Origin of the sequence: Streptomyces sp. 71268 (genome assembly GCF_029392895.1) — a bacterium.
Taxonomy (GTDB): Bacteria; Actinomycetota; Actinomycetes; order Streptomycetales; family Streptomycetaceae; genus Streptomyces.
In genome coordinates this window covers 3,426,927-3,450,060 of sequence record NZ_CP114200.1, presented here as the reverse complement: position 1 = coordinate 3,450,060, position 23,134 = coordinate 3,426,927, and the positions used below count along the sequence as shown (strand labels likewise).

33 protein-coding genes are annotated in these 23,134 nt (G+C 68.2%); 32 read left to right on the top strand and 1 reads right to left on the bottom strand.

Going from position 1 to position 23,134, the window contains the following annotated elements; genetic code table 11:
- Positions 1 to 114: 114 nt before the first annotated feature.
- The 5 genes from OYE22_RS13020 (at position 115) to tuf (ending at position 5,500) form a co-directional block, all read left to right on the top strand.
- Positions 115 to 585, top strand: a complete 471-nt coding sequence (locus OYE22_RS13020) for a DUF1707 and DUF4190 domain-containing protein (protein ID WP_277324112.1) — start codon at positions 115 to 117, stop codon at positions 583 to 585.
- Between the two features lie 486 nt (positions 586 to 1,071).
- Positions 1,072 to 1,443 (top strand): 30S ribosomal protein S12, encoded by a 372-nt coding sequence (gene rpsL, locus OYE22_RS13015; RefSeq protein WP_003948652.1) that lies wholly within the window; start codon positions 1,072 to 1,074, stop codon positions 1,441 to 1,443.
- A gap of 2 nt (positions 1,444 to 1,445) precedes the next feature.
- On the top strand, positions 1,446 to 1,916 hold the full coding sequence (rpsG, locus tag OYE22_RS13010; RefSeq protein ID WP_176163495.1) for a 30S ribosomal protein S7: 471 nt from the start codon (positions 1,446 to 1,448) through the stop codon (positions 1,914 to 1,916).
- Positions 1,917 to 1,955: 39 nt separating this feature from the next.
- Positions 1,956 to 4,058: an elongation factor G gene (gene fusA / locus OYE22_RS13005; protein WP_277320565.1), complete on the top strand. Its 2,103-nt coding sequence runs from the start codon at positions 1,956 to 1,958 to the stop codon at positions 4,056 to 4,058.
- A 248-nt stretch (positions 4,059 to 4,306) separates the two neighbouring features.
- The gene (tuf, locus tag OYE22_RS13000) at positions 4,307 to 5,500 is read left to right on the top strand and encodes an elongation factor Tu (protein ID WP_176163497.1); all 1,194 of its coding nucleotides are present in this window, start codon (positions 4,307 to 4,309) and stop codon (positions 5,498 to 5,500) included.
- Between the two features lie 203 nt (positions 5,501 to 5,703).
- On the opposite strand, the gene OYE22_RS12995 is transcribed toward tuf, so the two are convergent.
- Positions 5,704 to 7,902 (bottom strand): PIG-L family deacetylase, encoded by a 2,199-nt coding sequence (locus OYE22_RS12995; RefSeq protein ID WP_277320564.1) that lies wholly within the window; start codon positions 7,900 to 7,902, stop codon positions 5,704 to 5,706.
- A 404-nt stretch (positions 7,903 to 8,306) separates the two neighbouring features.
- Here OYE22_RS12995 and OYE22_RS12990 point away from each other — a divergent pair, with 404 nt between their 5' ends.
- The 27 genes from OYE22_RS12990 (at position 8,307) to map (ending at position 23,088) form a co-directional block, all read left to right on the top strand.
- Entirely contained in the window at positions 8,307 to 8,888 is a 582-nt protein-coding gene (locus OYE22_RS12990; RefSeq protein ID WP_277320563.1) for a Uma2 family endonuclease, read from the top strand.
- A gap of 38 nt (positions 8,889 to 8,926) precedes the next feature.
- A complete protein-coding gene (locus tag OYE22_RS12985) occupies positions 8,927 to 9,211 on the top strand; it encodes a hypothetical protein (protein WP_277320562.1) in 285 nt (94 codons plus the stop codon).
- A complete protein-coding gene (locus tag OYE22_RS12980; RefSeq protein ID WP_277320561.1) occupies positions 9,208 to 9,603 on the top strand; it encodes a hypothetical protein in 396 nt (131 codons plus the stop codon). The genes OYE22_RS12985 and OYE22_RS12980 overlap by 4 nt, the downstream gene beginning before the upstream one ends.
- Before the next feature lie 441 nt (positions 9,604 to 10,044).
- Positions 10,045 to 10,353, top strand: coding sequence for a 30S ribosomal protein S10 (rpsJ, locus tag OYE22_RS12975; RefSeq protein ID WP_003948644.1), 309 nt, complete (start codon positions 10,045 to 10,047; stop codon positions 10,351 to 10,353).
- 13 nt (positions 10,354 to 10,366) lie between these two features.
- Positions 10,367 to 11,011, top strand: a complete 645-nt coding sequence (gene rplC, locus OYE22_RS12970; RefSeq protein ID WP_277320560.1) for a 50S ribosomal protein L3 — start codon at positions 10,367 to 10,369, stop codon at positions 11,009 to 11,011.
- 8 nt (positions 11,012 to 11,019) lie between these two features.
- The gene (gene rplD, locus OYE22_RS12965) at positions 11,020 to 11,694 is read left to right on the top strand and encodes a 50S ribosomal protein L4 (RefSeq protein WP_277320559.1); all 675 of its coding nucleotides are present in this window, start codon (positions 11,020 to 11,022) and stop codon (positions 11,692 to 11,694) included.
- Complete coding sequence (gene rplW / locus OYE22_RS12960) at positions 11,694 to 12,026, top strand: 50S ribosomal protein L23 (RefSeq protein ID WP_277320558.1); 333 nt, start codon at positions 11,694 to 11,696, stop codon at positions 12,024 to 12,026. The genes rplD and rplW overlap by 1 nt, the downstream gene beginning before the upstream one ends.
- Positions 12,027 to 12,073: 47 nt before the next feature.
- A complete protein-coding gene (gene rplB / locus OYE22_RS12955; RefSeq protein WP_176163504.1) occupies positions 12,074 to 12,910 on the top strand; it encodes a 50S ribosomal protein L2 in 837 nt (278 codons plus the stop codon).
- 12 nt (positions 12,911 to 12,922) lie between these two features.
- Positions 12,923 to 13,204: a 30S ribosomal protein S19 gene (gene rpsS, locus OYE22_RS12950; protein ID WP_014178772.1), complete on the top strand. Its 282-nt coding sequence runs from the start codon at positions 12,923 to 12,925 to the stop codon at positions 13,202 to 13,204.
- Positions 13,205 to 13,287: 83 nt separating this feature from the next.
- Positions 13,288 to 13,635: a 50S ribosomal protein L22 gene (gene rplV, locus OYE22_RS12945; RefSeq protein WP_277324111.1), complete on the top strand. Its 348-nt coding sequence runs from the start codon at positions 13,288 to 13,290 to the stop codon at positions 13,633 to 13,635.
- On the top strand, positions 13,635 to 14,474 hold the full coding sequence (gene rpsC / locus OYE22_RS12940; RefSeq protein WP_277320557.1) for a 30S ribosomal protein S3: 840 nt from the start codon (positions 13,635 to 13,637) through the stop codon (positions 14,472 to 14,474). Before rplV ends, rpsC begins: the two co-directional genes overlap by 1 nt.
- Before the next feature lie 5 nt (positions 14,475 to 14,479).
- Positions 14,480 to 14,899: a 50S ribosomal protein L16 gene (gene rplP, locus OYE22_RS12935; protein ID WP_176163506.1), complete on the top strand. Its 420-nt coding sequence runs from the start codon at positions 14,480 to 14,482 to the stop codon at positions 14,897 to 14,899.
- Complete coding sequence (gene rpmC, locus OYE22_RS12930; RefSeq protein ID WP_030890741.1) at positions 14,899 to 15,123, top strand: 50S ribosomal protein L29; 225 nt, start codon at positions 14,899 to 14,901, stop codon at positions 15,121 to 15,123. Before rplP ends, rpmC begins: the two co-directional genes overlap by 1 nt.
- Entirely contained in the window at positions 15,123 to 15,407 is a 285-nt protein-coding gene (gene rpsQ / locus OYE22_RS12925; protein ID WP_277320556.1) for a 30S ribosomal protein S17, read from the top strand. The genes rpmC and rpsQ overlap by 1 nt, the downstream gene beginning before the upstream one ends.
- Before the next feature lie 102 nt (positions 15,408 to 15,509).
- The gene (rplN, locus tag OYE22_RS12920) at positions 15,510 to 15,878 is read left to right on the top strand and encodes a 50S ribosomal protein L14 (protein WP_176163508.1); all 369 of its coding nucleotides are present in this window, start codon (positions 15,510 to 15,512) and stop codon (positions 15,876 to 15,878) included.
- 3 nt (positions 15,879 to 15,881) lie between these two features.
- The gene (rplX, locus tag OYE22_RS12915; RefSeq protein WP_176163509.1) at positions 15,882 to 16,205 is read left to right on the top strand and encodes a 50S ribosomal protein L24; all 324 of its coding nucleotides are present in this window, start codon (positions 15,882 to 15,884) and stop codon (positions 16,203 to 16,205) included.
- Complete coding sequence (gene rplE / locus OYE22_RS12910) at positions 16,205 to 16,765, top strand: 50S ribosomal protein L5 (protein ID WP_187087371.1); 561 nt, start codon at positions 16,205 to 16,207, stop codon at positions 16,763 to 16,765. Before rplX ends, rplE begins: the two co-directional genes overlap by 1 nt.
- A gap of 2 nt (positions 16,766 to 16,767) precedes the next feature.
- Positions 16,768 to 16,953, top strand: a complete 186-nt coding sequence (locus tag OYE22_RS12905; RefSeq protein WP_030890724.1) for a type Z 30S ribosomal protein S14 — start codon at positions 16,768 to 16,770, stop codon at positions 16,951 to 16,953.
- A 278-nt stretch (positions 16,954 to 17,231) separates the two neighbouring features.
- On the top strand, positions 17,232 to 17,630 hold the full coding sequence (gene rpsH / locus OYE22_RS12900) for a 30S ribosomal protein S8 (RefSeq protein ID WP_176163511.1): 399 nt from the start codon (positions 17,232 to 17,234) through the stop codon (positions 17,628 to 17,630).
- Positions 17,631 to 17,651: 21 nt separating this feature from the next.
- Positions 17,652 to 18,191: a 50S ribosomal protein L6 gene (rplF, locus tag OYE22_RS12895; protein WP_176163512.1), complete on the top strand. Its 540-nt coding sequence runs from the start codon at positions 17,652 to 17,654 to the stop codon at positions 18,189 to 18,191.
- A gap of 3 nt (positions 18,192 to 18,194) precedes the next feature.
- The gene (rplR, locus tag OYE22_RS12890) at positions 18,195 to 18,578 is read left to right on the top strand and encodes a 50S ribosomal protein L18 (RefSeq protein ID WP_176163513.1); all 384 of its coding nucleotides are present in this window, start codon (positions 18,195 to 18,197) and stop codon (positions 18,576 to 18,578) included.
- Positions 18,579 to 18,625: 47 nt separating this feature from the next.
- On the top strand, positions 18,626 to 19,228 hold the full coding sequence (rpsE, locus tag OYE22_RS12885) for a 30S ribosomal protein S5 (protein WP_176163514.1): 603 nt from the start codon (positions 18,626 to 18,628) through the stop codon (positions 19,226 to 19,228).
- Positions 19,228 to 19,410: a 50S ribosomal protein L30 gene (gene rpmD, locus OYE22_RS12880; RefSeq protein ID WP_176163515.1), complete on the top strand. Its 183-nt coding sequence runs from the start codon at positions 19,228 to 19,230 to the stop codon at positions 19,408 to 19,410. The genes rpsE and rpmD overlap by 1 nt, the downstream gene beginning before the upstream one ends.
- 2 nt (positions 19,411 to 19,412) lie before the next feature.
- Complete coding sequence (rplO, locus tag OYE22_RS12875) at positions 19,413 to 19,877, top strand: 50S ribosomal protein L15 (RefSeq protein ID WP_176163516.1); 465 nt, start codon at positions 19,413 to 19,415, stop codon at positions 19,875 to 19,877.
- Positions 19,878 to 20,078: 201 nt separating this feature from the next.
- Entirely contained in the window at positions 20,079 to 21,392 is a 1,314-nt protein-coding gene (gene secY / locus OYE22_RS12870) for a preprotein translocase subunit SecY (protein ID WP_277320555.1), read from the top strand.
- A complete protein-coding gene (locus OYE22_RS12865) occupies positions 21,392 to 22,087 on the top strand; it encodes an adenylate kinase (RefSeq protein WP_277320554.1) in 696 nt (231 codons plus the stop codon). Before secY ends, OYE22_RS12865 begins: the two co-directional genes overlap by 1 nt.
- A gap of 158 nt (positions 22,088 to 22,245) precedes the next feature.
- Positions 22,246 to 23,088: a type I methionyl aminopeptidase gene (gene map, locus OYE22_RS12860; protein WP_277320553.1), complete on the top strand. Its 843-nt coding sequence runs from the start codon at positions 22,246 to 22,248 to the stop codon at positions 23,086 to 23,088.
- The last annotated feature ends 46 nt before the right edge of the window (positions 23,089 to 23,134 follow it).

Sequence of the window (23,134 nt, the reverse complement as noted above, 5' to 3'; positions counted from 1 at the left end):
CCGCGGTTCGTCGTGGATGATAGAGGGAGCTGTCTAGCTGGGGGAGGTACAGGGGTGGCGTTCCAACCGTGGCAGGGCGGACAACCGGCCCAGCCGATGAATCAGTCGCCGATGATGCGCGTCTCGCACGCCGAGCGGGAGCGGGCGGTGGACGTCCTGAAGGCCGGCTTCGCCGAGGGGCGGCTCCCACAGCCCGAGTACGAGGAGCGCATCACCCGGGCCTACCAGGCGCAGACGTACGGCGAACTCCAGGTGTTGGTCGGGGATCTGCCCCAAGGCCCGCTGGCCCAGCCGCAGTTCGTGCCGCGGCCGGTGGCGCCGATGGTGCCGCAGACCTTCCTGCCGGCGTCGGCGCGGACCAACGGGAGCGCGACGGGCGCCCTGGTGTGCGGCATCCTCGGCACCATGGTCGGCGTCACGGCGATCCCGGCGGTGATCCTGGGCCACAAGGCGCGGGGTGAGATCCGTCGCACGGGGGAGCAGGGCGACGGCATGGCCATCGCGGGCCTGGTGCTCGGCTACGCGGTGCTCAGCCTCGGGGCGCTGATGATCATCTTCCTCGGCCTGGTGGCGGCCAGCCTCTGACCCGCTCCCGGCCCACGGCCCTGACCTGGGCGAACGGCTTCAGGCCCGGCGGCCCCCGGCGTGCCGCCGGGGGTGTCGGGGGGCGCGGGGGTGTGGGGGCGCGGTCGGTGTTCGGCGGCTGAGACGTGCTTCCGCGACGGGAGCGGGCGCACTACGGTAAGCGGCAGCGCCGCGAGCCGCCCGGCGTGTCCTACGCGTGTGCATTTGTTTTGACCGGAGCCCATGCGGTAGGTACGCTCTGACCTTGTGCCTGGCGTGTCCCTGGGCTCCCGTGCGCGCACACTTCCTCGACTTCCGTCGAGGTGAGGTGCCCCGGACGGAGCCCGGAGGAGTGACCCCAGTTTTTTGGGGACCGAGGTGTTCTGCACCAAACTCCGCACTCTCTCGCTCATCGCAGCGGTCTGGAGTGCGCGACACACCCGACCGCGTGGGTCGGAGAAACCCCAGGTTAGCTTTACTAGACGGCACACAGAAACCGGAGAAACGGTGCCTACGATCCAGCAGTTGGTCCGCAAGGGCCGGCAGGACAAGGTCGAGAAGAACAAGACGCCCGCGCTGGAGGGTTCCCCCCAGCGTCGCGGCGTCTGCACGCGTGTTTTCACGACCACCCCGAAGAAGCCGAACTCGGCCCTGCGTAAGGTCGCGCGTGTGCGTCTGACCAGCGGCATCGAGGTCACCGCTTACATTCCGGGTGAGGGCCACAACCTGCAGGAGCACTCCATCGTGCTCGTGCGTGGCGGTCGTGTGAAGGACCTGCCGGGCGTTCGCTACAAGATCATTCGTGGCTCGCTCGACACCCAGGGCGTCAAGAACCGCAAGCAGGCTCGCAGCCGCTACGGCGCCAAGAAGGAGAAGTAAGAATGCCTCGTAAGGGCCCCGCCCCGAAGCGCCCGGTCATCATCGACCCGGTCTACAGCTCTCCTCTTGTCACCTCCCTCATCAACAAGGTGCTGCTGAACGGCAAGCGCTCCACCGCCGAGCGCATCGTCTACGGCGCCATGGAGGGGCTGCGCGAGAAGACCGGCAACGACCCGGTCATCACGCTCAAGCGCGCTCTGGAGAACATCAAGCCGACCCTTGAGGTGAAGTCCCGCCGCGTCGGTGGCGCCACCTACCAGGTGCCGGTCGAGGTCAAGCCCGGCCGCGCCTCCACCCTCGCGCTGCGCTGGCTCGTGGGCTACTCGCGCGCCCGTCGCGAGAAGACCATGACCGAGCGTCTGATGAACGAGCTCCTGGACGCCAGCAACGGTCTGGGCGCCGCGGTCAAGCGCCGCGAGGACACCCACAAGATGGCCGAGTCCAACAAGGCCTTCGCGCACTACCGCTGGTAGTCGCTACCCCCATCGAGAACCGAGAGAAGACTGAGCCAGATGGCCACCACTTCACTTGACCTGGCCAAGGTCCGCAACATCGGGATCATGGCCCACATCGACGCGGGCAAGACGACGACCACCGAGCGGATCCTCTTCTACACCGGTGTGAGCTACAAGATCGGTGAGGTCCACGATGGCGCTGCCACCATGGACTGGATGGAGCAGGAGCAGGAGCGCGGCATCACGATCACGTCGGCCGCGACCACCTGTCACTGGCCGGTGGACAACGTCGACCACACCATCAACATCATCGACACCCCGGGCCACGTCGACTTCACCGTCGAGGTGGAGCGTTCGCTGCGCGTGCTCGACGGCGCCGTGACGGTGTTCGACGGTGTCGCCGGTGTGGAGCCGCAGTCCGAGACGGTGTGGCGTCAGGCCGACCGTTACAACGTTCCGCGCATCTGCTTCGTGAACAAGCTGGACCGCGTCGGTGCCGAGTTCCACCGCTGCGTCGACATGATCGTCGACCGCCTCGGTGCGACCCCGCTCGTCATGCAGCTCCCGATCGGTGCCGAGGCGGACTTCAAGGGCGTGGTCGACCTCGTCCGCATGAAGGCCCTCGTGTACCCCGTCGAGGCCGCCAAGGGCGAGATGTACGACGTCCTGGACATCCCGGACACGCACGTCGAGGCCGCCGCCGAGTGGCGCGACAAGCTCCTGGAGACCGCCGCCGAGGGCGACGAAGAGCTGATGGAGCTGTACCTGGAGGGCCAGGAGCCCACCGAGGAGCAGCTGAAGGCCGGCATCCGCCGCGCCACCATCGCCGGCAACCTCACCCCGGTCTTCTGTGGCACCGCGTTCAAGAACAAGGGCGTCCAGCCCCTGCTCGACGCGGTCGTCGCCTACCTCCCGTCCCCCGTGGACGTCGAGGGCGTCACCGGCCACAAGGTCGACGACGAGGACACCGAGATCTTCCGCAAGGCCTCGGACGAGGAGCCCCTCTCCGCGCTCGCCTTCAAGATCATGAGCGACCCGCACCTCGGCAAGCTCACCTTCGTCCGGATCTACTCCGGCCGCATGGACACCGGCACCCAGGTGCTGAACTCCGTGAAGGGCAAGAAGGAGCGCATCGGCAAGATCTACCGGATGCACGCGAACAAGCGTGAGGAGATCGACAGCGTGGGTGCCGGCGACATCGTCGCCGTCATGGGTCTCAAGCAGACCACCACCGGCGAGACCCTCTGCGACGCGAGCAACCCGGTCATCCTGGAGTCCATGAACTTCCCGGCTCCGGTGATCCAGGTCGCCATCGAGCCGAAGTCCAAGGGCGACCAGGAGAAGCTGGGTGTCGCCATCCAGCGCCTCGCCGAGGAGGACCCGTCCTTCCAGGTCCACACCGACGAGGAGACCGGCCAGACCATCATCGCGGGTATGGGCGAGCTGCACCTCGACGTGCTGGTCGACCGTATGAAGCGCGAGTTCAAGGTCGAGGCCAACGTCGGTAAGCCGCAGGTCGCGTACCGCGAGACGCTGCGCAAGGCCGTCGAGCGGATCGACTACACGCACAAGAAGCAGACTGGTGGTTCCGGCCAGTTCGCCAAGGTGCAGATCGCGATCGAGCCGCTCGAGGGCGACGGGTACGAGTTCGAGAACAAGGTCACCGGTGGCCGCATCCCGCGGGAGTACATCCCGTCCGTGGACGCGGGCTGCCAGGAGGCCCTGGAGTTCGGTGTGCTGGCCGGCTACCCGCTGACCGGCGTCAAGGTGACGCTGCTCGACGGCGCCTACCACGAGGTCGACTCCTCCGAGCTCGCCTTCAAGATCGCTGGCTCCATGGCGTTCAAGGAGGGTGCTCGCAAGGCGTCGCCGGCTCTGCTGGAGCCGATGATGGCCGTCGAGGTCACCACCCCCGAGGACTACATGGGCGACGTCATCGGCGACATCAACTCCCGCCGTGGACAGATCCAGTCCATGGAGGACCGCAGCGGCGCCAAGGTCGTCAAGGGCCTGGTTCCGCTCTCGGAGATGTTCGGCTACGTCGGTGACCTGCGGAGCAAGACCTCCGGTCGCGCGAGCTACTCCATGCAGTTCGACTCCTACGCCGAGGTTCCGCGGAACGTCGCCGAGGAGATCATCGCGAAGGTCAAGGGCGAGTAACGAGGGTCCGTCCCCGCAGCAGCGGGGATGAGCCCACACCGTTGCTCAGCCTTTAGGCTGGAGCAAAGGCATCGGGGCATTCCGCCACAGAACGCACCACGCGTCCTGTGGCGGGGCCCCGGGCGCCGGCCCCCAAGCGAATACGGCCAAGGGCATCCCCTCGGGGTCCTGGTCGGTTCGGTCAAGACCACCTGAACCCATCCGCAAGGTGTGGATGGAGTACAGCACCAGTCCACAGGAGGACCCCAGTGGCGAAGGCGAAGTTCGAGCGGACTAAGCCGCACGTCAACATCGGCACCATCGGTCACATCGACCACGGTAAGACGACGCTTACGGCGGCGATCACCAAGGTGCTGCACGACGCGTACCCGGACCTGAACGAGGCCTCGGCCTTCGACCAGATCGACAAGGCTCCTGAGGAGCGCCAGCGCGGTATCACCATCTCCATCGCGCACGTCGAGTACCAGACCGAGTCGCGTCACTACGCCCACGTTGACTGCCCGGGTCACGCGGACTACATCAAGAACATGATCACCGGTGCCGCCCAGATGGACGGCGCGATCCTCGTGGTCGCCGCGACCGACGGTCCGATGCCGCAGACCAAGGAGCACGTGCTCCTCGCCCGCCAGGTGGGCGTGCCGTACATCGTTGTCGCGCTGAACAAGGCCGACATGGTGGACGACGAGGAGATCATGGAGCTCGTCGAGCTTGAGGTTCGCGAGCTGCTCTCCGAGTACGAGTTCCCGGGCGACGACCTGCCGGTCGTCAAGGTCTCCGCGCTCAAGGCCCTCGAGGGCGACGCGGAGTGGGGCAAGTCCGTCCTCGACCTGATGAAGGCCGTCGACGAGTCGATCCCGCAGCCCGAGCGCGACGTCGACAAGCCGTTCCTGATGCCGATCGAGGACGTCTTCACGATCACCGGTCGTGGCACCGTCGTCACCGGTCGTATCGAGCGAGGCATCCTGAAGGTCAACGAGACCGTTGACATCATCGGGATCAAGCAGGAGAAGACCACCACCACGGTCACCGGCATCGAGATGTTCCGCAAGCTGCTCGACGAGGGCCAGGCCGGTGAGAACGTCGGTCTGCTCCTCCGTGGCATCAAGCGCGAGGACGTCGAGCGCGGCCAGGTCATCATCAAGCCCGGTTCGGTCACGCCGCACACCGAGTTCGAGGCCCAGGCCTACATCCTGTCGAAGGACGAGGGTGGCCGTCACACCCCGTTCTTCAACAACTACCGCCCGCAGTTCTACTTCCGTACCACGGACGTGACGGGCGTTGTGACCCTCCCCGAGGGCACCGAGATGGTCATGCCGGGCGACAACACCGAGATGTCCGTCCAGCTCATCCAGCCGGTCGCCATGGAAGAGGGCCTGAAGTTCGCCATCCGTGAGGGTGGCCGGACGGTGGGCGCCGGTCAGGTCACCAAGATCAACAAGTGATCTGACGCTTCCGTCTCCCAGCCGGCCCCGCCCCCGGGCGTGGCCGGCCCAGGAACGGAAGGTCGCGCTCTCGCGGCATCGGCCCGGGCCCCACTCGCTTCACGGCGAGGGGGGCCCGGGCTTTTTCGCGTACGACGTGCCACGGCCCGCGACCCGCCGCCATCCGGAGCGGTGGGTCGCGGGCCGTGGCGCACGCGGCGGCGTTACGCCTGCCCGGTGGGGCGGGGCTGCCAGAGCCAGGGCGTGGCGGCGGGGGAGAGGCCGACGACGCGGGCCGGCGCGGCGCGCGGGCCCGGCGGAACCAGGGCCGGCAACCCCACCGGCCGCAGCCGCGCGGGTGAGCGCAGGGGCCGGATGCCGGGCCCCGTGCCGTACTGGATGACCGCCTCGCCGTCGCGTCCCCGGCCGAGGGCCAGCGCCTGCGGCCCGGCGCCGTCCTCGGCGGGCGCGTACGACGTGCTCAGCGGCCCGTACCCGCCGAAGCCGCGCAACCGGGTGGCGGGGGTGTCGGCCTGGTCGCCGCCGAAGACGTAGCTGATCGGCTCGGTCGCGGCGGGGGTGCGGTAGGTGAGCAGCAGGGCGCCGGAGGGGGCGAGGGTGGCGGCCGGCTGTTCGCCGGGGGCGGGCAGCCCGGTCGGCGGCTGGGCGCTGACCGGCTCGCCGGCGCCGGCCTGGGCCCAGTGGCGCAGCGTGCCGCGCCCGGCGGCGAAGACGTGGACCAGGCCGTGGGCGTCGAGCGTGACGCTGAGCCCGTCCTGGATCTCGTCGGCCTCGGCGATGGGCGCCGTACCGGTGCCGGGCGCGCCCGCGTCGGGTATCGGCTGCCAGGGGGCCCAGGCCCCGCGCGCGTCCCGGACCCGGGTGGCCAGGCCCTTGTCAGCCGTACGGGCGAACAGGTGCACCCGGCCGTCGGGCGTCGCGATGGCGACCGGGCAGCCCACCCGACGGCCCCGCTCGGGGTCCTCGTCCGGGGTGCCGAGCCCGCGCCAGGGCCAGAACGGGCCGCCGGCGCGACGCTGTTCCAGGACCACCAACTCCCGTACGTTGGCGCCTCCCTGGCCCTCCAGGGAGGCGAACCGCAGCGCGAAGACCAACTGCCGGCCGGCCCGGTCGACCACGGCGCACAGCGCGGGGGCCAGCGGGCCGCCGCCGAGGTTGTGCGGGGCGCCCCAGCGCCCGCTGCCGGGCGCGGTCTCGCGCCAGCGCACCGCCTGGGTGCCGAGCACGCCGTACGCGACGACCCGCCCGTCCGGCTCGGTGAGCGGGGCCAGCCGCGGGCCGGGGTGGCGGTAGTGGGTGCTGCGTATCCACCCCTTGCGGTTGCGCAGCGGGCGGGTGCCGCCCTGGCCGTAGTCGCCACAGCCGGCCGGGTTGCCGCACTCCCAGTCGGGCCCGCCGCCGTACGCGGCCAGGAAGCGGGCCTTGTCGCCCACGACCTGGGGCGGCAGGTTCTTCGGCCAGCGCTGGTTGTAGTAGCCACGGAAGGCGGTGGTGGTGAACCGGGGGGCGCGGCCGTCGCGGCGCGCGGCGTCGGCGGCCCACTGGAACATGGCCTTCCAGGTGAACAGCGCGACCGGCGTGTGGTCGCGGTGGTCGGAACAGCCCGGCTGGTCGCTGTCGCGGCGGTGGGTGGCGTCGTGCACCTGGAAGTCGGGGTCGGGGTCCATGGTGTGCACGAGGGTGGGTCGGAACTGGTCCATCAGGTGCGCGAGCACGTCGACCAGCGTCTGGTGGCGGTACGTGCTGACGGCGCGCAGCGGCGACCCGGTGGGCAGCAGGGTCTCCATGGTGGTGCCCGGGGTGTCCCACAGGTGCGGGGTGCGGGCGCCGGCCGCGGAGAGCGTGGCGATGTTCAGGAAGATCAGCCGGACCGAACGACCGCCCTGCGCCAGGAAGTTGGTCTCCGCGCTCAGCCCGCCGGGCAGTTCAAGGACCGAGCGCTGCCAGCGGGTGAACCGGTGCATCCCGATCATCTCCGCGTACGCCTGGCGCAGCCCCTGCTGCCGGGCGGAGGCGTAGCCGGGCTTGTCGGGCGGCGGGAGCGGGCGGCCCGGCGCGTTGTTGACGCCCAGCGCCTCGCCCGCGGTGACGTACACGGACACCAGCGGGATGCCGGCCTCCAGCACGTGCCGGGCGTCCGGGTTCATGAAGTACAGGTCGTCGTCCGGGTGCGCGAGGACCTGGAGGAGCAGCGCGTCCTTCTCGCCGGTGACGGTGGTGAACGGCTCGGCGGCACGTGGGTCCACCGACCGTACGGGCGCGGCCGAGCCGCCCGGCAGCGCGGCCTGGCCGGCGCTGGAGCGCCGCACCCGGCCGCCGACGACGCCGGCCGCCGTGAGGGCCGCCAGCGCCGCCACCACCTGCCGCCGTCCCGGCGGCGACCACGGGGTCGTGCTATTCACCTGCTGTGCCTCGCGATGTCATTCCAGGGCAGCACCTATGACCCTGGGCTGCGCTCGCGCTAGGGCAGACGGCGCGCCGTGCGCGTTGGTTGCCCGGGATGGGGGAGTTCGGTGGTCACAAGTTGATCAACGCGGGACGGTTGCGTTGTCTTTCGGCCAGGTCAACTGGGGTGGTGGGGTGGGGGGTTGGGTAGTCCCCGGGCCCGGGTGGGGTGGTGCTCCCGGTGATCCGCCGGCGCGGCCCCGCGGTGCCTGCCGGGAGTGTGCGGGCGGCGGCCCACGGTAGGGCGGTGCGGGCGCGGTCCCCGTGGCTTCCCCCCTCTTCACCCGTACGAGCGGCAACGAGCGCCCGCCGGAGCGCTACGGTGAGAAGGCGGTGCAGGATCTCACCCATGGGAGGGGCCATGACTGCCGAATCGCTGAGCCCGTGGCCGGTGCCGCCGCCGGACGGCTACACGGTGGACGATCTCTTCACGTTGCCCGACCTCCCGCCCCACACGGAGTTGATCGACGGGAGCTTGGTCTTCGTGAGCCCGCAGCGGATCTTTCACATGGCGACGCTGTACCTGCTGGAGAGTGGGTTGCGTCGGACCGTGCCGGATCACCTGCTGGTCGGTCGGGAGATGACCGTGGTGCTGGGGCCGCGCAACGCGCCGGAGCCCGACCTGTTCGTCGTCCGCGAGGAGGCGGTGCGCAGCCGCCGGCAGACCAGCTTCGAGGCCGCGGACGTGCTGCTCGTCGTCGAGGTGGTCTCCCCGGACTCCGAGGCCAGGGACCGCGACACCAAGCCCCGTAAGTACGCCGCCGCCGGTATCCCGCACTTCTGGCTGGTCGAGATGGCCGGCGACGAGGACCACCCCGTGGTGCACACTTACGAGCGGGACCCGGTGACCCAGGTCTACGCCCTCACCGGCATCCACCACGAGCGGCTCAGGCTGACGGTCCCGTTCACCCTGGACATCGACCTGACGTCGGGCCCGAGCTGAGCCGGGACGCGGCGCTATAGCGCGGCTATAGTGACGGTATGGCGACGACGACTATTCAGGTTTCACGGGACACGCGTGACCAGCTCGCCGAGCTGGCGAAAGAGCGCGGGCTCAGCATCGGGCAGTACGTCGAGCAGTTGGCCAGGCAGCAGCCGACTGAGGCTCAGCGTGTCGAGCGGCTTGCCGCGGACCGGGCCGCGCTGCGTGCCCTGACCGGCTGCGACATGAGTGACGAGCAGTTTGATCGAGCTCCCGACGTGCTCGCCAACATCTACCGGATGGCCGCCGAGAAGGTTCGCGGAGGACGGGTCGACGCTGCGTGATCATCCTGGACACCAGTGCCGTGACGGCGCTCGCCGGCGGGCATAAGGCGTTGACCCTGCTGGCCGGAAACATGGCTCGAACGCCGAACGACTTCCTGTACGTGCCCGCCCTGTGTCTCATGCAGGCGGAGACGCGCGATGAGACTGTCTCGCGCATCGTTCTCGCCATGTCCGGCGTCATGGTCGACGATCTGAACACGGTGGCCGCTGTCGCCGTCGGCACGATGATGCGTGACGGCTTCGGCGGGCCTGACACGTGCCACGCCCTGTACTGTGCGCTTCCGCGAGCGGAGTTCACCGGCACGTCCATCCTGCTCACCGGCGATGAGGACGCCTATCCGCCAGGCACGCTCGCGATCGACATCGACTCTCCGGGCATGCTTGGCTTCTAGGGGCTCGAGCGCCCTCGTCGCCGGGCCGGCCACGCCGTCGCTCCCCCCGGTGACGATTCGCCGCCACTCCTGTGGGGTACCCTCCAAGGCTCGATTCGCGACCGGCATGCCCCGTATGGCACACTGTCCAGGTTGCTCGGTTGAGTGCCGATGTTGCGCGCCTCCCGCCGGGGGGACTGGAAGCGAGTCCCGCAGTACTCGTCGCCCCATGCTGTGTGCCGCCAGGCGCAGGGGCGGAAGTACGGGAATCTTCCGGGAAGCGTAGCGGGGCCCCAGCCAGGCGCCCGGTGGGTGATCTTCCCCCACAACCCCCTTCAGCAGGGAATTCTCCGGTGGAGAATTACGAGAAGGAGGGCGACACGCCCGACCGCGTGGGTCGGGGAAAGGTCGCGAACGCACCGGGTCCCAGAGCGTTACGAGAGACAGGACTACGAAGTAGCCATGGCGGGACAGAAGATCCGCATCCGGCTCAAGGCCTACGACCACGAGGTCATCGACTCCTCGGCGAAGAAGATCGTCGAGACGGTGACCCGCACTGGTGCGTCGGTCGCGGGCCCGGTGCCGCTGCCCACTGAGAAGAACGTGTACTGCGTCATCAAGTCGCCGCACAAGTACAAGGACTCGCGCGAGCACTTCGAGATGCGCACGCACAAGCGCCTCATCGACATCCTCGACCCCACGCCGAAGACCGTTGACTCGCTCATGCGTCTCGACCTGCCGGCTGGCGTCGACATCGAGATCAAGCTCTGAGGTGACGCGCGAGATGGCTAAGCAGATCAAGGGCGTCCTGGGCGAGAAGCTCGGCATGACGCAGGTGTGGGACGAGAACAACCGCGTTGTTCCGGTCACCGTCGTCAAGGCCGGGCCCTGTGTCGTGACCCAGGTCCGCACCGCTGACACGGACGGCTACAACGGCGTCCAGATCGCCTTCGGCGAGATCGACCCCCGCAAGGTGAACAAGCCCCTCAAGGGCCACTTCGCCAAGGCGGACGTGACCCCGCGCCGCCACCTGGTGGAGCTGCGTACCGCTGACGCCAGCGAGTACACGCTCGGCCAGGAGGTCACCGCCGAGGTGTTCGAGTCCGGTGTCAAGGTCGACGTGACCGGCACCAGCAAGGGCAAGGGCACCGCCGGTGTCATGAAGCGCCACGGCTTCGCCGGCCTCGGCGCCGGCCACGGCACGCAGCGCAAGCACCGCTCGCCCGGCTCCATCGGTGGCTGCGCCACCCCGGGCCGCGTGTTCAAGGGCCTGCGCATGGCTGGCCGCATGGGCAACGAGCGGGTCACCACCCAGAACCTGACCGTCCACGCCGTTGACGCGGAGAAGGGCCTGCTCCTGATCAAGGGCGCGGTTCCTGGTCCGAACGGCGGCCTCGTCCTGGTCCGTACCGCGGCCAAGGGGGCCTGAGGTAACCGATGAGCACCATTGACATCCTTTCGCCGGCAGGCGACAAGGCCGGGACCGTCGAACTCCCCTCGGAGATCTTCGACGCGCAGGTCAGCGTTCCGCTGATCCACCAGGTCGTCGTCGCCCAGCTGGCCGCTGCCCGTCAGGGCACGCACAAGACCAAGACCCGTGGCGAGGTCCGCGGCGGTGGCAAGAAGCCCTACCGCCAGAAGGGCACCGGCCGCGCCCGTCAGGGCTCGACCCGCGCGCCGCAGTTCGCCGGCGGTGGCGTCGTGCACGGCCCCGTGCCGCGCGACTACTCGCAGCGCACCCCCAAGAAGATGAAGGCCGCCGCCCTGCGCGGTGCCCTCTCCGACCGGGCGCGCCACAACCGCATCCACGTCGTCACCGGCGTGGTCGAGGGCGAGGTCTCCACCAAGGCCGCGAAGAACCTGTTCGGCAAGATCAGCGAGCGCAAGAACCTGCTCCTGGTCGTCGACCGGTCCGACGAGGCCGCGTGGCTCTCCGCCCGCAACCTGCCCCAGGTGCACATCCTGGAGCCGGGCCAGCTCAACACGTACGACGTGCTCGTCTCCGATGACGTGGTCTTCACGCAGGCTGCCTACGAGTCCTTCGTGGCCGGTCCGGCCGCGTCTGCCAAGGCTGTCGCCTCCGAGGCCGAGCTCGAAGGGAGCGACGCCTGATGAGTGAGGCAACCGCGCAGACCGTCACCAGCAAGACCTTCACGGACCCCCGTGACATCCTGGTCAAGCCGGTGGTTTCGGAGAAGAGCTACGCGCTGCTCGACGAGAACAAGTACACGTTCATCGTCGACCCGCGCGCGAACAAGACCCAGATCAAGCAGGCCGTCGAGGCGGTCTTCTCGGTCAAGGTCACTGGGGTCAACACGATCAACCGCCAGGGCAAGCGCAAGCGCACCCGCACCGGTTTCGGCAAGCGCAAGGACACCAAGCGCGCCATCGTGACCCTCGCCGAGGGCGACCGTATCGACATCTTCGGCGGCCCGGTCTCCTAACGGAGATCGGAACGTCCAGAAGTCCGGAATCTTCCGAGGACTGAGAAATGGGTATCCGCAAGTACAAGCCGACGACTCCGGGCCGTCGTGGCTCCAGCGTCGCCGACTTCGTCGAGATCACGCGGTCCACGCCGGAGAAGTCGCTGGTCCGCCCGCTGCACAGCAAGGGCGGTCGTAACAACGCCGGTCGCGTGACCGTTCGCCACCAGGGTGGCGGACACAAGCGCGCGTACCGCGTGATCGACTTCCGCCGTCACGACAAGGACGGCGTCCCGGCGAAGGTCGCACATATCGAGTACGACCCCAACCGCACCGCGCGCATCGCGCTCCTGCACTACGCGGACGGCGAGAAGCGCTACATCATCGCCCCCGCTGGCCTGAAGCAGGGCGACCGGATCGAGAACGGCCCCGGGGCCGACATCAAGCCGGGCAACAACCTGCCGCTGCGCAACATCCCGGTCGGTACGGTCATCCACGCCATCGAGCTGCGGCCCGGCGGCGGCGCGAAGTTCGCCCGCTCCGCCGGCGCCTCCGTGCAGCTCCTCGCGCGTGAGGGCTCCATGGCCCACCTGCGTATGCCGTCCGGCGAGATCCGCCTGGTCGACGTCCGCTGCCGCGCCACCGTCGGCGAGGTCGGCAACGCCGAGCAGTCGAACATCAACTGGGGCAAGGCCGGCCGCATGCGCTGGAAGGGCGTTCGCCCGACCGTCCGCGGTGTCGTGATGAACCCCGTCGACCACCCGCACGGTGGTGGTGAGGGCAAGACCTCCGGTGGTCGCCACCCGGTCTCGCCGTGGGGTCAGAAGGAGGGCCGTACGCGCTCGCCGAAGAAGGCCAGCAACAAGTACATCGTCCGCCGCCGCAAGACGAACAAGAAGCGCTAGGAGCGGGTTTAGATGCCGCGCAGTCTCAAGAAGGGGCCCTTCGTCGACGACCACCTGATCAAGAAGGTGGACGTACAGAACGAGGCAGGCACCAAGAACGTCATCAAGACCTGGTCCCGCCGCTCCATGATCGTCCCGGCCATGCTCGGCCACACGATCGCGGTGCACGACGGCCGCAAGCACGTCCCGGTGTTCGTCACCGAGTCGATGGTCGGCCACAAGCTCGGCGAGTTCGCGCCGACCCGCACCTTCCGCGGCCACGAGAAGGACGACCGCAAGTCGCGTCGTCGCTGATCTGCGGAGAGCGAAGACCGAAAGGTGGGGTTCCCCGTTCCGACGGGGGTGCACCGACCATGACAGACACCGAAGGGACAACCATGGAAGCCAGGGCCCAGGCGCGGTACATCCGCGTCACGCCCATGAAGGCCCGCCGCGTGGTGGACCTTATCCGTGGCATGGATGCCACGGAGGCTCAGGCGGTCCTGCGTTTCGCCCCGCAGGCCGCCAGCGTGCCGGTGGGCAAGGTGCTTGACAGCGCCATTGCCAACGCCGCGCACAACTACGACCACACCGACGCTCAGAGCCTCTTCATCTCCGAGGCCTACGTCGACGAGGGCCCGACCCTGAAGCGGTTCCGGCCGCGCGCCCAGGGCCGTGCCTACCGGATCCGCAAGCGGACCAGCCACATCACCGTGGTCGTCAGCAGCAAGGAAGGAACCCGGTAATGGGCCAGAAGGTAAACCCGCACGGGTTCCGGCTCGGTGTGACCACGGACTTCAAGTCCCGCTGGTACGCCGACAAGCTGTACAAGGACTACGTCAAGGAAGACGTCGCGATCCGTCGCATGCTCACCCAGGGCATGGAGCGGGCCGGCATCTCCAAGGTCGAGATCGAGCGCACCCGGGACCGGGTCCGCGTCGACGTCCACACCGCCCGGCCGGGCATCGTCATCGGCCGCCGCGGCGCGGAGGCCGACCGGCTCCGGGGCAACCTGGAGAAGCTCACCGGCAAGCAGATCCAGTTCAACATCCTTGAGGTGAAGAACCCGGAGACGGACGCTCAGCTGGTGGCCCAGGCCGTCGCCGAGCAGCTCTCCTCGCGTGTCTCCTTCCGTCGCGCCATGCGTAAGAGCATGCAGTCGACGATGAAGGCGGGCGCCAAGGGCATCAAGATCCAGTGCGGTGGCCGTCTCGGCGGCGCCGAGATGTCCCGCTCGGAGTTCTACCGCGAGGGCCGCGTGCCCCTGCACACCCTGCGTGCCAACGTGGACTACGGCTTCTTCGAGGCCAAGACGTCCTTCGGCCGCATCGGCGTGAAGGTGTGGATCTACAAGGGCGACGTCAAGAACATCGCCGAGGTTCGCGCCGAGAACGCCGCGGCCCGCGCGGGCAACCGTCCCTCGCGTGGCGGCGGCAACGAGCGCCCGGCCCGTGGTGGCCGGGGTGGCGAGCGTGGCGGCCGCGGCCGCAAGCCGCAGCAGCAGTCGGCCCCGGCTGCCGAGGCCCCCAAGGCCGAGGCGCCCGCCGCCGCTGCTCCGGCGGAGACCACCGGAACGGAGGCCTGACCGACATGCTGATCCCTCGCAGGGTCAAGCACCGCAAGCAGCACCACCCGAAGCGGTCGGGTATGGCCAAGGGCGGCACGGAGCTGGCGTTCGGCGAGTACGGCATCCAGGCCGTCACGCCGGCGTACGTCACGAACCGCCAGATCGAGGCCGCTCGTATCGCCATGACCCGCCACATCAAGCGTGGCGGCAAGGTCTGGATCAACATCTACCCGGACCGGCCGCTCACCAAGAAGCCCGCCGAGACCCGCATGGGTTCCGGTAAGGGTTCGCCGGAGTGGTGGATCGCGAACGTCAAGCCCGGTCGGGTGATGTTCGAGCTGTCCTACCCGAACGAGAAGGTCGCTAAGGAGGCGCTGACCCGCGCCGCCCACAAGCTTCCGATGAAGTGCCGGATCGTCCGGCGCGAGGCAGGTGAGTCGTGATGGCGGCCGGTACCAAGGCGACCGAGCTGCGCGAGCTGAACGACGAGGATCTCGTCGCCAAGCTGCGCGAGGCCAAGGAGGAGCTGTTCAACCTCCGCTTCCAGGCGGCGACCGGACAGCTTGAGAACCACGGCCGGCTGAAGGCCGTCCGCAAGGACATCGCCCGGATCTACACCCTGATGCGTGAGCGCGAGCTCGGCATCGAGACGGTGGAGAGCGCCTGATGAGCGAGACGAATGTGACTGAGAACAACCAGGACCGCGGCTTCCGCAAGACCCGTGAGGGTCTGGTCGTCAGCGACAAGATGGACAAGACCGTCGTCGTCGCCGTTGAGGACCGTGTCAAGCACGCGCTGTACGGCAAGGTCATCCGTCGTACGAACAAGCTCAAGGCGCACGACGAGCAGAACGCCGCCGGTGTCGGTGACCGCGTCCTCCTGATGGAGACCCGGCCGCTGTCCGCGACGAAGCGCTGGCGCATCGTCGAGATCCTCGAGAAGGCCAAGTAATCCCCTCCGAGGGGGACCCCCTCGGAATAGTTCCGCCAGGCTCGGCGGGGACTCGGGCGACCGGGTCCCCGCCGGGAACCGGCAGACGATCAGGAGATAGACGTGATCCAGCAGGAGTCGCGACTGCGCGTCGCCGACAACACTGGTGCGAAGGAGATCCTTTGCATCCGTGTTCTCGGCGGTTCCGGTCGCCGCTACGCGGGCATCGGTGACGTCATCGTCGCCACCGTCAAGGATGCGATCCCCGGTGGCAACGTGAAGAAGGGTGACGTCATCAAGGCGGTCATCGTGCGCACCGTCAAGGAGCGCCGTCGCCCCGATGGCTCGTACATCCGCTTCGACGAGAACGCCGCCGTCATTCTGAAGAACGACGGCGACCCCCGCGGCACCCGTATCTTCGGCCCGGTCGGCCGTGAGCTGCGCGAGAAGAAGTTCATGAAGATCGTCTCGCTCGCGCCGGAGGTGCTGTAACCGATGAAGATCAAGAAGGGCGACCTGGTCCAGGTCATCACCGGTAAGGACAAGGGCAAGCAGGGCAAGGTCATCGTGGCCTACCCCCGCGAGGACCGGGTCCTGGTCGAGGGTGTCAACCGGGTCAAGAAGCACACGAAGGCCGGCCAGACCGCTCGCGGTTCGAAGACCGGCGGCATCGTGACGACCGAGGCCCCCATCCACGTGAGCAACGTTCAGCTCGTGGTGGAGAAGGACGGCCAGAAGGTCGTCACCCGCGTCGGGTACCGCTTCGATGACGAGGGCAACAAGATCCGCGTTGCCAAGCGGACCGGTGAGGACATCTGATGACTGCCACCACCAACGCGCCGCGTCTCAAGCAGCGCTACCGCGAAGAGATCACGGCCAAGCTGCGTGAGGAGTTCTCGTACGAGAACGTCATGCAGGTTCCCGGCCTCACCAAGATCGTGGTCAACATGGGTGTGGGCGACGCCGCCCGCGACTCCAAGCTGATCGAGGGCGCCATCCGCGACCTCACCACGATCACCGGTCAGAAGCCGGCCGTCACCAAGGCCCGCAAGTCCATCGCGCAGTTCAAGCTGCGTGAGGGTCAGCCGATCGGTGCCCACGTCACCCTCCGCGGTGACCGGATGTGGGAGTTCCTGGACCGCACGCTGTCGCTGGCGCTCCCGCGCATCCGCGACTTCCGCGGCCTGTCGCCCAAGCAGTTCGACGGCCGGGGCAACTACACCTTCGGTCTCACGGAGCAGGTCATGTTCCACGAGATCGACCAGGACAAGATCGACCGGGTCCGGGGCATGGACATCACCGTGGTGACGACCGCCCAGAACGACGATGAGGGCCGCGCCCTGCTTCGTCACCTCGGCTTCCCGTTCAAGGAGAACTGACCGTGGCGAAGAAGGCTCTGATCGCTAAGGCCGCCCGCAAGCCGAAGTTCGCTGTGCGCGCGTACAACCGCTGCCAGCGCTGTGGCCGGCCGCACTCCGTCTACCGCAAGTTCGGCCTGTGCCGCGTGTGCCTTCGTGAGATGGCCCACCGTGGCGAGCTGCCGGGCGTGACCAAGAGCTCCTGGTAATACCGTTCGCCGCCTGGTGAGCGCCCCTCGGGGCGCCACGCGGGCGGAGCGTACGGATTCACCGGAGCTCTCGGTAAGCATCGGACCGGCGGGGACCCGGCCCTTCGTCCCGTAAGGTAGAAGGGTTGGGCGCCCCGCCGTCCGAGACCGCTGCGGACGACGTCCGCAAGAAGTCGCTTACTACGCCGAAGGTCCCCGCGCCGCACCCGTCCCGAGCTGATCGGGGAGAGGGATGGCGCAGATAGGAAACCCCGGCGAGAGAGGCCGAAGGCCAATTCATGACCATGACTGATCCCATCGCAGACATGCTGACGCGTCTGCGAAACGCGAACTCGGCGTACCACGACTCGGTGGCGATGCCGCACAGCAAGATCAAGTCGCACATCGCAGAGATCCTCCAGCAGGAGGGTTACATCACCGGCTGGAAGGTCGAGGACGCCGAGGTCGGCAAGAACCTCATCCTCGAGCTGAAGTTCGGCCCGAACCGTGAGCGTTCGATCGCCGGCATCAAGCGCATCTCGAAGCCGGGCCTGCGGGTCTACGCAAAGTCCACCAACCTGCCGAAGGTGCTCGGCGGCCTGGGCGTGGCGATCATCTCCACGTCGCACGGTCTCCTCACCGGCCAGCAGGCGCAGAAGAAGGGCGTGGGTGGGGAAGTCCTCGCCTACGTCTGGTAACCGGGAACGGAGGAATAGCCAATGTCGCGTATCGGACGGCTGCCCATCCAGGTTCCCGCTGGTGTGGACGTCACCATCGATGGCCGTACGGTCCAGGTGAAGGGCCCCAAGGGCACCCTCAGCCACACCGTAGCCGCGCCCATCGAGATCGCTAAGGGCGAGGACGGCGTGCTCAGCGTCACACGCCCCAACGACGAGCGTCAGAACAAGGCCCTGCACGGCCTGTCCCGGACGCTGGTGGCGAACATGATCACCGGCGTGACCGCGGGCTACAGCAAGGCTCTCGAGATCAGTGGTGTGGGTTACCGCGTCCAGGCGAAGGGCTCCAACCTGGAGTTCTCGCTGGGCTACAGCCACCCCATCCTGATCGAGGCCCCCGAGGGCATCACCTTCAAGGTCGAGTCCCCGACCAAGCTCAGCGTCGAGGGCATCGACAAGCAGAAGGTCGGCGAGGTCGCCGCGAACATCCGCAAGCTGCGCAAGCCCGACCCGTACAAGGCCAAGGGCGTGAAGTACGCGGGCGAGGTCATCCGCCGCAAGGTCGGAAAGGCTGGTAAGTAAGCCATGGCATACGGTGTGAAGATCGCGAAGGGCAACGCCCGCAAGGGTGCCGCCCTCAAGCGTCGCCACATCCGCGTTCGCAAGCGGATCTCGGGTACGCCCGAGCGTCCCCGCCTCGTGGTCACGCGTTCCAACCGCCACATGGTGGCGCAGGTCATCGACGACATCGCGGGCCACACGCTCGCGTCGGCGTCGACCCTGGACGCGTCGATCCGCGGCGGAGAAGGCGACAAGAGCGCCCAGGCCCAGCAGGTCGGAGCCCTGGTGGCCGAGCGTGCCAAGGCCGCCGGCGTCGAGGCCGTGGTGTTCGACCGCGGTGGCAACCAGTACGCCGGGCGCATCGCCGCTCTGGCGGACGCCGCCCGCGAAGCCGGGCTGAAGTTCTAAGCCCCGGTTCCGGAGCTAGCGGACCGTAACAGAGAGAGGTATTACCAATGGCTGGACCCCAGCGCCGCGGTGGCGGCGCCGGTGGCGGCGAGCGGCGGGACCGGAAGGGCCGGGACGGCGGCGCTGCTGCCGAGAAGACCGCGTACGTTGAGCGCGTTGTCGCGATCAACCGCGTCGCCAAGGTCGTGAAGGGTGGTCGTCGCTTCAGCTTCACCGCGCTGGTCGTGGTGGGCGACGGTGACGGCACCGTGGGTGTCGGATACGGGAAGGCGAAGGAGGTTCCGGCCGCCATCGCCAAGGGCGTTGAGGAGGCCAAGAAGAACTTCTTCAAGGTCCCCCGGATCCAGGGCACCATCCCGCACCCGATCCAGGGTGAGGAGGCCGCGGGTGTCGTGCTGCTCAAGCCGGCGTCCCCCGGTACCGGTGTGATCGCCGGTGGCCCGGTGCGCGCCGTCCTGGAGTGCGCGGGCATCCACGACGTGCTGAGCAAGTCGCTCGGTTCGTCGAACCCGATCAACATCGTGCACGCCACGCGTGCGGCTCTGCAGGGGCTTCAGCGTCCCGAGGAGATCGCCGCCCGCCGTGGCCTGCCGCTGGAAGACGTCGCCCCCGCCGCACTGCTGCGGGCGCGTGCCGGGGTGGGTGCGTAATGGCTCGCCTCAAGGTCACGCAGACGAAGTCGTACATCGGCAGCAAGCAGAACCACCGTGACACGCTGCGCTCGCTCGGCCTGAAGAGGCTCGGCGACGTCGTGGTCAAGGAGGACCGTCCCGAGTTCCGCGGCATGGTGAAGACCGTCCGCCACCTCGTGACGGTTGAGGAGGTCGACTGATCATGGCTGGTTCCTCCGAGAGCAAGCCGCTGAAGGTCCACAACCTCCGTCCCGCCCCGGGCGCCAAGACCGCCAAGACCCGTGTGGGTCGTGGTGAGGCGTCGAAGGGTAAGACGGCCGGTCGTGGTACCAAGGGCACGAAGGCCCGCTACCAGGTTCCGGAGCGCTTCGAGGGTGGGCAGATGCCCCTCCACATGCGGCTCCCGAAGCTGAAGGGCTTCAAGAACCCCGCGCACAAGCAGTTCCAGGTCGTCAACCTGGACAAGCTGGCGTCGCTCTACCCGCAGGGTGGCGAGGTCACGGTGGCCGACCTGGTCGCCAAGGGCGCGGTGCGCAAGAACGAGCTCGTCAAGGTGCTCGGCACCGGCGAGATCTCCGTGGCGCTGCAGGTGACGGTGGACGCCGTCTCCGGCTCCGCCAAGGAGAAGATCGCCGCCGCCGGCGGCACCGTCACCGAGCTCATCTGAGCCTGTGACAACCTGCCGGGGATGCCCCTCATAAGGGGCATCCCCGGTTGGTCGTTCCTAGGGGGGCCCAGTCGCCGGTAAGGTGGCGTGCGCTGTTACCCTCCGCGTGGCCTGTGTCCGCGCGGGTTTTGACTGATTTGTATTCGTCGATCCTCAAGACCGTCACCTCTCGCGCTCGACGCGGGGGGCGCAGGAGGCACCGTGCTCACCGCGTTCGCCCGAGCGTTCAAGACGCCCGACCTGCGCAAGAAGCTGCTCTTCACGTTGGGCATCATTGTCCTGTTCCGGCTCGGGGCGCACGTCCCGGTCCCGGGCATCGACTACAAGAACGTCCAAGAGTGCATGGATCAGGCTGAGGCCCAGCAGGGTCTGTTCGGTCTGGTGAACATGTTCAGCGGTGGCGCCCTGCTGCAGATCACCATCTTCGCGCTAGGGATCATGCCGTACATCACGGCGAGCATCATCCTTCAGTTGCTCACGGTGGTTATCCCCCGCCTTGAGGCCCTCAAGAAGGAGGGCCAGTCCGGGCAGGCGAAGATCACGCAGTACACCCGTTACCTGACGGTGGCGCTCGCGATCTTGCAGGGCACCGGCCTGGTGGCCACCGCGCGCAGCGGCTCGCTCTTCCAGAACTGCACCGTCGGCAACGACATCGTCCCGGACCAGTCGATCTTCGTCACGATCACCATGGTCCTCACCATGACCGCCGGCACCGCGCTGGTGATGTGGCTCGGTGAACTCGTCACCGACCGCGGCATCGGCAACGGCATGTCGATCCTGATGTTCGTCTCGATCGCCGCCGGCTTCCCGAGCGCGCTGTGGGCGATCCGGCAGCAGGGCAAGATCATGGACGGCTGGCTGGAGTTCAGCCTCGTCATCGTCTGTGGTCTGGCGATGGTGGCCCTGGTGGTCTTCGTGGAGCAGGCGCAGCGGCGCATTCCCGTCCAGTACGCGAAGCGCATGATCGGCCGCCGCTCGTACGGCGGGACCTCGACCTACATCCCGCTGAAGGTGAACCAGGCGGGTGTGATCCCGGTCATCTTCGCTTCCTCGCTGCTCTACATTCCGGCGCTGATCGCTCAGTTCAGCGGTTCCGACTCGGAATGGGCGACGTGGATCGAGAACAACTTCGTGACGGGTGACCACCCGGTTTACATCGTCACGTACTTCCTGCTGATCGTCTTCTTCGCCTTCTTCTACGTCGCGATCTCCTTCAACCCCGAAGAAGTTGCTGACAACATGAAGAAGTATGGTGGCTTCATCCCGGGTATCCGGGCTGGTCGTCCCACTGCGGAGTACTTGAGCTACGTGCTGAACCGCATCACGTGGCCCGGCTCGCTCTACCTGGGCCTGATCGCTCTGGTGCCGACGGTGGCGCTGGTGACGCTCAACGCCAATCAGAACTTCCCGTTCGGTGGTACCAGCATCCTCATCATCGTGGGTGTGGGTCTGGAGACGGTGAAGCAGATCGAGAGCCAGCTTCAGCAGCGACACTACGAAGGGTTCCTCCGCTGATGCGAATCGTCCTCGTCGGGCCTCCCGGGGCGGGCAAGGGAACGCAGGCCGCGTACCTCGCCAAGAACTTGTCAATCCCGCACATTTCCACGGGTGACCTTTTCCGCGCGAACATCAGTCAGGGCACGCCCCTGGGCCAGAAGGCCCAGGAGTACATGAAGGCCGGACAACTGGTGCCGGACGAGGTCACGGTGGGCATGGCCAAGGACCGCATGGCCCAGCCCGACGCGGAGCACGGTTTCCTGCTCGACGGGTTCCCGCGCAACCTCCACCAGGCCAAGGTCCTCGACCAGCTCCTGGCCGACGAGGGGCTGCGGCTCGACGCGGTGCTGGACCTGGAGGTCCCCGAGGGCGAGGTCGTGAAGCGGATCGCCGGCCGGCGCACCTGCCGTACGGACTCCAGCCACACCTTCCACGTGGAGTACAGCAAGCCGAAGGTGGAGGGCGTCTGCGACATCTGCGGCGGCGCCCTGTACCAGCGCGAGGACGACAGCGAGGAAACGGTCCGCAAGCGCCTCGAGGTCTACCACAGCGAGACCGAGCCGATCATCGACTTCTACAAGGCCCAGGGCCTGGTCGTGACGATCTCGGCGCTGGGCAAGGTGGCCGAGGTCACGCAGCGGGCCATGGACGCCCTGCCGCAGCGGGCCGAGCGGGCCCCGGAGGCCGACGGGCGGACCGTTCCCGGTCCGTGAGTCCGTGAGCGGGGCGGGCCGGCCGCGACGTACGCGTTCGGGTGCCCGCCGCGGTGCGGTGACAGTGTGTGTGCGGCCGTGGTGCTCCTGGGAGCGCCACGGCCGTACTGTTGTGTGTGCAGGTATCACGAACCCCGGAAGGTGGAAGAAGGCGACCCATGCTGGAGATCAAGACCCCGGAGCAGATCGCGAAGATGCGCGAGGCGGGGCTGGTCGTCGCGCGCGTCCACCAGGCGTGCCGGGAGGCGGCCGTCGTGGGCGCCACCACCAGGGACCTGGACGAGGCCGCCCGCAAGGTGCTCGCCGACGCCGGCGCGAAGTCGAACTTCCTGGGGTACGGGGGCTTCCCGGCCACGATCTGCACGTCGGTGAACGACGTGGTGGTGCACGGCATCCCGGACCGGGAGACGGTCCTGAAGGACGGCGACATCATCTCCATCGACGCCGGCGCCATCGTCGACGGCTGGCACGGCGACGCGGCGTTCACGGCCTTCGTGGGCGAGGGCCACGCGCCGGAGCTGCACGAGCTGAGCCGGGTGACCGAGGAGTCCATGTGGGCCGGGATCGCCGCGGTGCGCAAGGGCAACCGGCTGGTGGACATCTCCAAGGCGATCGAGGGCTACATCCGCCGGCAGCCGCGTCCGGCGTCCGGCCGGTACGGGATCATCGAGGACTACGGCGGCCACGGCATCGGCAGCGAGATGCACATGGAGCCGCATCTGCTGAACTACGTCACGCGCAAGCGCGGCAAGGGTCCGAAGCTGGTGCCGGGCTTCTGCATCGCGATCGAGCCGATGGTGAGCCTGGGCACGGCGGCCACACACGTGCTCGCCGACGACTGGACGGTCAAGACGGACGACGGCTCCTGGTCGAGCCACTGGGAGCACTCGGTGGCGCTGACCGAGGAGGGCCCGCTGGTGCTGACCGCGGTGGACGGCGGTAAGGCGAAGCTGGCGGAGTACGGCGTGACGACGGCGCCGGACCCGCTCGCGTCGGCCTGACGCGTCGGCCTGCCGCGTCGGCCTGCCGCGTCGGCCTGACGCGGAG